We start from the raw sequence: 7,610 nt of genomic DNA, 5'->3' as shown, positions 1-7,610 counted from the left end.
GCTCAGCCGACTGCTCCGCTGCCTTCTTCTTCGCCACATCATCCAGTGTCGCCGTCATCACGGCACCTCTCCCGCCGGCATCACAACCGGCGCGTCGGGCCAGAAACACCGTTTACTGCACAGTCCCCCGGGCGGATCGCACCCGAAGCAGAGGCCCGTGCACTTTTGAATGAGGCAGCGGGGCGGATGTCGCGCGAGCAGGCTATCCGGTTTGGTGAGTTGCTGAATGAGCACAAGAAGGCAACCGTGGTCCGGCACGACCGCTTCGCGCCGGCATTTGTGGGTGCCTCTCTTGCGAAAGTCACCGAAGACTTGGAGACGTTCAACCAGCGGGTCGAGTTGCTCTGGACTGGCGATGATGAGGCCGCACTCCGGGCGCTCGACGAGACGCTGCGCAACAGGACGTTGTTTCCTGGCGCAGGCTCCTCGCTGCCGTCGGTGCTCATGTATCTGCGTGACCCGGATCGCTACGCCGTGTGGATCACGGCCACGATCAACGGCTTGCGGCAGTTGACTGGTGACATCAGTCCGTCAAAGAGTGGCGGCCAGGAATCGTATCTGCAGTTCTGCGAACAGGTCCGGCGCTTCCGTGAGAAGTACGGGCTTGCCCCACAGGAGGTCGACGCGATCCTCGCGCGTCCTCCACTACCGCCGCCGTCGTCACCACGGCCCCCTGCTGAGACAGCCGTCGTGGCGGATGTATCCGTCGAGGCTCTGGCTGCCGCCTGCTCGCTGCCGGTCGAGGAGGTCGAGGAGTGGGTGAGCCTGCTACGCGGACCAAAGCGGCAGGCAGTCTTCTACGGACCGCCCGGCACCGGAAAGACCCATGTCGCGGGCCTCCTCGCCGATCACCTGGCTGGCAGCGCGGAGCGGGTCCGAACGGTGCAATTTCATCCGTCTTACTCCTACGAGGACTTTGTTGAGGGTCTGCGCCCGGAGTTGGGGAAGGAGAGTGGCGCTCAGCTCTCCTATGTGGTGCGACCGGGCCTGTTCCGGGAGCTGTGTAGGGCGGCTTGGGCCGACCGTGATCACACATACGTCCTGGTCATCGATGAACTGAATCGCGCGGACCTGGGCTCGGTCCTGGGCGAGCTGATGCTGTTGTTGGAGTACCGGGAGAAGGTAAGTGTCGAGTTGCCCTACAGCCAGGACAGATTCAGCATTCCGGAAAACCTGATCGTGCTCGCCACGATGAACACTGCCGACCGAAGCCTGGCGCTGGTGGACTTCGCGATGCGCCGCCGGTTCCACGCCATCGAGCTGCGACCCAACCGCGTCGTTTTGCAGCTACATCTCACTGCAAGATTCGGAGCCGAGGCCGCCGGCCCTGCGTTGAGCTTCTTCGACCACGTCCAGGAAGCAGTCGGTGTCGGGTCTGCCTTCGCGCCGGGACACTCCTATTGGATGGTCGAGGATCCGAGCGCTCAGGAACTCGGCCGGGTCTGGAAGTACGAGATTCGGCCCTACCTGGAGGAGTTTTGGTTCGAGAATCCAGAGCGCGTTAGCCAACTCGGTATCGAGATCGAGCAACTCATCGTCGAACAGGCATAGCCCAATGGAGCGGATGATCGGGTGGACGTCGCACCGGCTGACCCTCACGTCCGGCGAGCGCCGTGAGTTGCTCGGCTTGGTCAAGCGCGGCTATAAGGACGGCAACGCCAAGGTGATCGAGGCGCTGCTCCCGACCGACGAGAACGCCACGTATGACGTGGTGCCCGGAGCGTACGTGGGACGATTCGCGCTCCAATCTGGCCGAGTCCTCGACATCGGTAGTGGACTGATCGTGCCATCCGATGACCTTCTGCATGTCCTGCGAGTCGCGGGTCATCTACCGGCCCGACTCGACGATGCTTCGACGCCGTCACAAGAGGGTTGGGGCATCGTCGATGTCCTCGCCTTCGCCCTCGCAACCGAGGCGGAGGGCATCATCGCACGCGGTTTGGCAAAGGCGTATGAGCAGCGACGGTTCCGATCTCCGCCGTTGCCCGGTTCGATCGATGTCCGCGACCACCTGAGCCGGCACGGCGCTCGGCCCGACAAGCTCGTCACCGTCGCCCATAGGCTGACCGTCGATATCCCGCGGAACCAAGCTATTGCTGCTGCGACCTCGCTGCTGCTTCGGCTACCGCTGCAACCGGCGGCACGCGTCCGTTTGCGCCGCGTCGCGGCAGCGTTGTCCACCGTCTCGACACCCCCCATGAGTCCGAGCGCGATCGACCGCATGATCGGTGAGCATCGCCAAGCCCGATACGACGCCGCACTTCGCTTGTGTGCACTTGTTCTCCGCGGAAACACGCTTTCGCCAGCCGGTGCAACGCTATCGGGCGCGTCGGTGCTCTTCGCGATGACCGATGTCTGGCAGGACTTCGTGCTGGCCTGGGTTCGGCAGAGCTATCCAGGTGCGGTCGTGAAACCGCAATATTCGTTTCCGCTGCTGAACGGTCGAAGCACGCCGGCGGCCGCGGCGGACGTGGTGGTGTTGGACAGCGACGAGCAGCCGTCTGTCCTGTTCGACGCCAAGTACAAAGCCGCGTCAGCTACCCCGTCGGCGGACGACATCTATCAGATGGTCACCTACTGCGAACGCCTTCGCCTCCCCAGTGCCACGCTCGTACACCCGGGCAGCGGCGAGACGACTTCAGTCGGTATCGGTGACCGAACGATCGTCACAGTTCGCCTCGCGGTCGACCAGGTTGCGCACTCGGGCAGCGCCAGATGACGCTCATCGCCGGCAGTGTCGCGATCGACGCAGTATTCGGTTGCCCTGGCCGTTACGCGGTCTTTATTTCATTCCGAGGCTGACTTACAGCATGTCTTCGCTTGGGACTGCGGGGTCGCATCGACTCCATTGGCGCTTCCTAGGATCACGAATCGACGTCAAGGAAAAAGTCCGGTGTCATCGGGAACCCTACGAAGGCATGTCGACGAACCGCGACAGGTGACCCTGGAAGGCAACCGTCGCCTGGCCGGTAGGCCCGTTGCGGTGCTTGGCGATGATGATGTCCGCCTCACCGGCCCTGGGTGACTCGCGCTCGTACATGTCCTCACGGTGCACGAGCAGCACCACGTCGGCGTCCTGCTCGATGGAGCCGGACTCGCGAAGGTCGGACAGCATCGGCTTCTTGTCCGTCCGCTGCTCGGGTCCACGGTTCAGCTGAGAAAGCGCCACCACGGGAACTTCGAGCTCCTTGGCGATCAGCTTCATCGCCCGGGAGAACTCGGACACCTCTTGCTGCCGGGACTCCACCCGCTTGCCGGACGTCATCAGCTGCATGTAGTCGATGACGATCAGCTTCAGGTCGTGGCGCTGCTTGAGCCGGCGTGACTTCGCGCGGATCTCCATCATGGTGAGGTTGGGCGAATCATCGATGAACAGCGGCGCCTCGGCCAGCTCAGAGGAACGCAGCGCGATCTTGCGCCAGTCGTCGTCGGTCATCCGGCCGGATCGGATGTCGTTGAGCTTCACCCGGGCCTCCGCCGAGAACAGCCGCATCATGATGTCCTGCTTCGACATCTCGAGCGAGAAGATCACCGTGGAGGCGTGCTGCTTGATCGCCGCCGACCGGGCGAAGTCCATCGCCAACGTCGACTTGCCCGACCCTGGACGGCCCGCCACCACGATCATCTGTCCCGGGTGCAGGCCGTGGGTGATCTCGTCCAAGTGCTCGAACCCGGTGCGGATGCCGGCCCCGACGCCGCCGTTGGAGGTCATCTTGTCCATCTCGTCCAGGGTGCCCTCGAGCAGATCCTCGATGCGGACGTAGTCCTCGCTGGTGCGCCGCTCGGTGACCTCGTAGATCTCGGCCTGGGCGCGATCGACCACGTCGTCGACGGTGCCGGCCATGCCCTCGCCGCCGGCCGCGCCGTAGCCCATCTGCACGATCCGCGTGCCGGCCTCGACCAGCCGGCGCAGGATCGACCGCTCGGCCACGATCTCGGCGTAGTACCCGGCGTTCGCCGCGGTCGGGACCCCGGAGATGAGGGTGTGCAGGTACGGGTGGCCACCGACCCGCGCGATGGTGCCTGCCCGCGACAGCTCGGCCGCGACGGTCACCGCGTCAGCCGGCTCGCCCCGGCCGTACAGGTCGAGGACGGCGTCGTAGATCAGCTGGTGGGCCGGGCGGTAGAAGTCGCCGCCACGCAGCACCTCGATGACGTCGGCGATGGCGTCCTTCGACAGCAGCATGCCGCCCAGTACGGACTGCTCAGCCTCGATGTCCTGCGGCGGGGTGCGGTCGAACCTGGGTCCGGAGCCATCGGTCTCACCGGCAACCGCTCGTAGACCTGGACCTGACGTCACGCCACCACCACTGGTTTCCCGCCTCTCACGCCTTGCCCGCTCGCCATGCGCTCTTACTACCCCGCGGCTCTGACATTTCTGTCCGAGGCGCTTCGATGCGCCGTTCGAGTGCAGCGACGAGCCCGCGCTGACGTTAGGACCACGACAGCGCGGAGAGCAATTCGACCTGTGCACACACCTGTGGACTGCCCTGTGGGCAACGCCGCGTAACCATGTTCATGACCTGGGGACGACCCTGTGAATAAGTAAGTCGTATCTACTCGGACGCCAGTAAATACGGGCCTTGCAGGACGCAAAGCCTGTGCACGAAAAGTATTTCCCCAATCCCGGAGATCACCGACCACGTGAGGCTTGCGTTTGACGTACAGCCGGATTAGTGCTTAGGCCGTTACGCTCCGCGCATGACGTGATAGCACATATCCACAGGTTTGGCGACTCCACACCCGCGGTGCTACCTACCGTGAACCGGATTCCGGACAGCTCGCCTTGGGTGGTCTACCCGTCATCTGACACGCGAAGACCCGGCCTCGGCGCCGGGGGCGAGGAGACCGGGTCTTGGTGCGGCTAGGGGCAGTCGGGCCCGTAGAAGTCCGCGAGACGTTACTTGGCGGCGACCGTGACCGGGACGGACGCGATCACGTTCGGGTGCAGCTCGATCGTGACGGTGTGCGCGCCGGTGCTCTTGATGTGCCCCGGCAGGTGAACGCGCTTCTTGTCCACCAGCGGGCCGCCGGCCGACTTGATCGCGTTGACGACGTCGGACTGGGTGACGGAGCCGAACAGCTTGCCACCCTCACCGGCGCGCGCGTTGAGCGTGACAGCGAGGCGCTCGAGCTGTGCCTGGATCTCTTTCGCGTGGTCCACGCCGCGGATCTCACGAGCGTCCTGCGCGCGCTTGATCTGGGTGATCTGCTTCTCGGCGCCCTTGGTCCAGCCGATGGCGGAGCCGCGGGGGACGAGGTAGTTACGGCCGTAGCCGTCAGCCACCTCGACGATGTCGCCTGCGAGTCCGAGACCGGAGACCTCGCGGGTCAGGATGAGCTTCATATCGTCCTGCCCTTTCTTAGCGTGCGGTTGAGGTGTACGGCAGCAGCGCCATCTCGCGGGCGTTCTTGACTGCCTTGGCGATCTCGCGCTGCTGCTGAGTGCTGACGCCGGTCACCCGACGAGCGCGGATCTTGCCGCGGTCGGAGATGAACTTGCGCAGCAGGGCCGTGTCCTTGTAGTCGATCGCCTCGATGCGCGAGGTCTTGAGCGGGTTCGACTTCTTCTTGGGCTTGCGTAACGGTGGCTTGGCCATGGTCAGAACTCCATCGGAAATTCAGTGATCAACAAAGTTGGTTTAGAAAGGCGGTTCGTCGGAGAATCCGCCGCTCGAGCCGCCGCCGGCGGGGCCTGACGACGCCCACGGGTCTTCGGCCGGAGCCGAGCCGCCCGAGCTTTCGCCGCCGATACCGCCGCCGGACGAGCCGCGCTGGGTGCGGTTGACCTTCGCCGTGGCGTAACGCAGCGACGGGCCGACCTCATCGACATCGAGCTCGATGACGGTGCGCTTCTCGCCCTCACGGGTCTCGAACGAGCGCTGCTTCAGCCGTCCGGTCACCACGACGCGCATGCCGCGCTGCAGTGACTCGGCAACGTTCTCGGCGGCCTGTCGCCAGATCGAGCAGCGCAGGAACAGCGCGTCGCCGTCCTTCCACTCATTCGACTGGCGGTCGAAGGTGCGCGGCGTGGATGCCACCGTGAACGACGCGACAGCGGCCCCGGACGGGGTGAACCGCAGCTCCGGGTCAGACGTCAGGTTGCCGACGACCGTGATGACAGTTTCGCCGGCCATCAGGCAGTCTTTCGGGCTTCAGCCTTTTTGGCCTGAGCTTTTTCTTGGGCCTTCTTGGACTTCGCCTTCTGCGGGGTCGGGCGGATCACCTTGGTCCGCAGCACCGACTCGTTCAGGTTCAGCTGGCGGTCGAGCTCGATGACCGACGCCGGCTCGGCGCTCAGGTCGATGACGGCGTAGATGCCGTCAGGCTTCTTGTTGATCTCGAACGAGAGCCGACGCTTGCCCCAGACATCGACCTTTTCGACGGAGCCGCCGTCCTTCTTGATGACGGAGAGAAAGGTGTCGAGGGACGGAGCGATGGTCCGCTCGTCGAGCTCAGGGTCGAGGATGACCATGACTTCGTAGTGGCGCATGGGATTAACCCAGCCTCCTGTGGACTTTGCGGCCACGGACTCTCCGTGGCAGGAGGGTGAAGCCATCTCGCTCACCGCGGCGATGGCCGAGGCAGCGAAGCGGGTACACCAGACGTTCCCGCAAGACAGACAACCGTGTCAGGGTACCGGCTCACCGCGCTGAGGGTGAAATCGCCGAAACCCAGTGCTCGAGTAGAGCCACGGCGGGCCGAAGCAGGAAGATACGGGGTCAGGCCGCAGGTTTGAACGTCAGCCCGCCGTTCGTCCCACGTCAGAGTTGTCAGTCGGCGGACGTAATCTGGCCGCATGCCCGCCAACGCCGCCCCGCAGCACACCATCGGCGCCCACGTCGATTCCACTGATCCGCTGAGCGCCGCGGCACGCGTGGGCGCAGGTGCCATCCAATTCTTCCTCGCCGATCCCCAGGGCTGGAAGGCGCCGAGACCGCACGAGCACGCCGACGCGATCAAGGCCAGTGACCTGACCGTCTACGTCCACGCCCCGTACGTGCTGAACGTGGCCACCACCAACAACCGGATCCGCATTCCGAGCCGCAAACTGCTCAACCAGCACGCGGCCGCGGCGGCCGCTATCGGGGCCAAGGGGCTGATCGTGCACGGTGGCCACGTCACCGCCGAGGACGATCCCGCGATCGGCGTCGACAACTGGCGCAAGGTGTTCTCCCGGGCCGCCGAGTCAGGCGGCTTTCCGCTGCCGATCCTGATCGAGAACACCGCCGGCGGAACCAAGGCGATGGCCCGGCGGCTGGACCGGATCGCCCAGCTGTGGGACGCCATCGGCGAGTACGAGCCCGGCTTCTGCCTCGACACCTGTCACGCGCACGCCGGCGGCGAGGACCTGACCGGCATTGTCGACCGGATCAAGGCCATCACCGGACGTATCGACCTGGTGCACGCCAACGACAGCCGGGATGCGTTCGATTCCGGGGCCGACCGGCACGCCAACTTCGGCACCGGGCTGATCGAGCCGGACGCCATCGCCGCGGTCGTGCGGGCAGCCGCCTCGGACGTCGTGGTCGAGACGCCGGGCGACGGCCAGGCCGAGGACATCAGCTACCTGCGGGCGAATACCGGATAGCGCAGCGCGCGAACCGACC

8 protein-coding genes are annotated in these 7,610 nt (G+C 65.1%); 3 read left to right on the top strand and 5 right to left on the bottom strand.

Annotated elements, in window-relative coordinates; all coding sequences use genetic code 11:
* Both RM423_RS12840 and RM423_RS12835 read left to right on the top strand, forming a co-directional pair.
* The coding region (locus tag RM423_RS12840) for an McrB family protein (protein ID WP_311423426.1) at nt 1–1,551 on the top strand (1,551 nt) is incomplete at its 5' end.
* A 4-nt stretch (nt 1,552–1,555) separates the two neighbouring features.
* Nucleotides 1,556–2,719, top strand: coding sequence for a 5-methylcytosine restriction system specificity protein McrC (locus RM423_RS12835; RefSeq protein ID WP_311423425.1), 1,164 nt, complete (start codon nt 1,556–1,558; stop codon nt 2,717–2,719).
* A gap of 189 nt (nt 2,720–2,908) precedes the next feature.
* Here the strand turns inward: RM423_RS12835 and dnaB are convergent, their stop codons facing one another.
* The 5 genes from dnaB to rpsF form a co-directional block, all read right to left on the bottom strand.
* Nucleotides 2,909–4,300, bottom strand: coding sequence for a replicative DNA helicase (gene dnaB / locus RM423_RS12830; protein WP_311423424.1), 1,392 nt, complete (start codon nt 4,298–4,300; stop codon nt 2,909–2,911).
* A gap of 600 nt (nt 4,301–4,900) precedes the next feature.
* Nucleotides 4,901–5,347, bottom strand: coding sequence for a 50S ribosomal protein L9 (rplI, locus tag RM423_RS12825; protein ID WP_311423423.1), 447 nt, complete (start codon nt 5,345–5,347; stop codon nt 4,901–4,903).
* Between the two features lie 16 nt (nt 5,348–5,363).
* On the bottom strand, nt 5,364–5,600 hold the full coding sequence (gene rpsR / locus RM423_RS12820) for a 30S ribosomal protein S18 (protein WP_311423422.1): 237 nt from the start codon (nt 5,598–5,600) through the stop codon (nt 5,364–5,366).
* Between the two features lie 42 nt (nt 5,601–5,642).
* Nucleotides 5,643–6,137 carry a single-stranded DNA-binding protein gene (locus RM423_RS12815; protein WP_311423421.1) on the bottom strand — a complete coding sequence of 165 codons (495 nt, stop codon included), beginning with the start codon at nt 6,135–6,137 and terminating at the stop codon, nt 5,643–5,645.
* Nucleotides 6,137–6,493: a 30S ribosomal protein S6 gene (gene rpsF / locus RM423_RS12810; RefSeq protein ID WP_396327706.1), complete on the bottom strand. Its 357-nt coding sequence runs from the start codon at nt 6,491–6,493 to the stop codon at nt 6,137–6,139. The genes RM423_RS12815 and rpsF overlap by 1 nt, the downstream gene beginning before the upstream one ends.
* Before the next feature lie 306 nt (nt 6,494–6,799).
* On the opposite strand from rpsF, the gene RM423_RS12805 reads away from it, so the two are divergent.
* Nucleotides 6,800–7,591, top strand: coding sequence for a deoxyribonuclease IV (locus tag RM423_RS12805; RefSeq protein WP_311423420.1), 792 nt, complete (start codon nt 6,800–6,802; stop codon nt 7,589–7,591).
* The last annotated feature ends 19 nt before the right edge of the window (nt 7,592–7,610 follow it).

Origin of the sequence: Jatrophihabitans lederbergiae (assembly GCF_031845305.1) — a bacterium.
GTDB classification, from domain to species: domain Bacteria; phylum Actinomycetota; class Actinomycetes; order Mycobacteriales; family Jatrophihabitantaceae; genus Jatrophihabitans_A; species Jatrophihabitans_A lederbergiae.
This window is presented reverse-complemented; position numbering and strand designations above follow the sequence as displayed.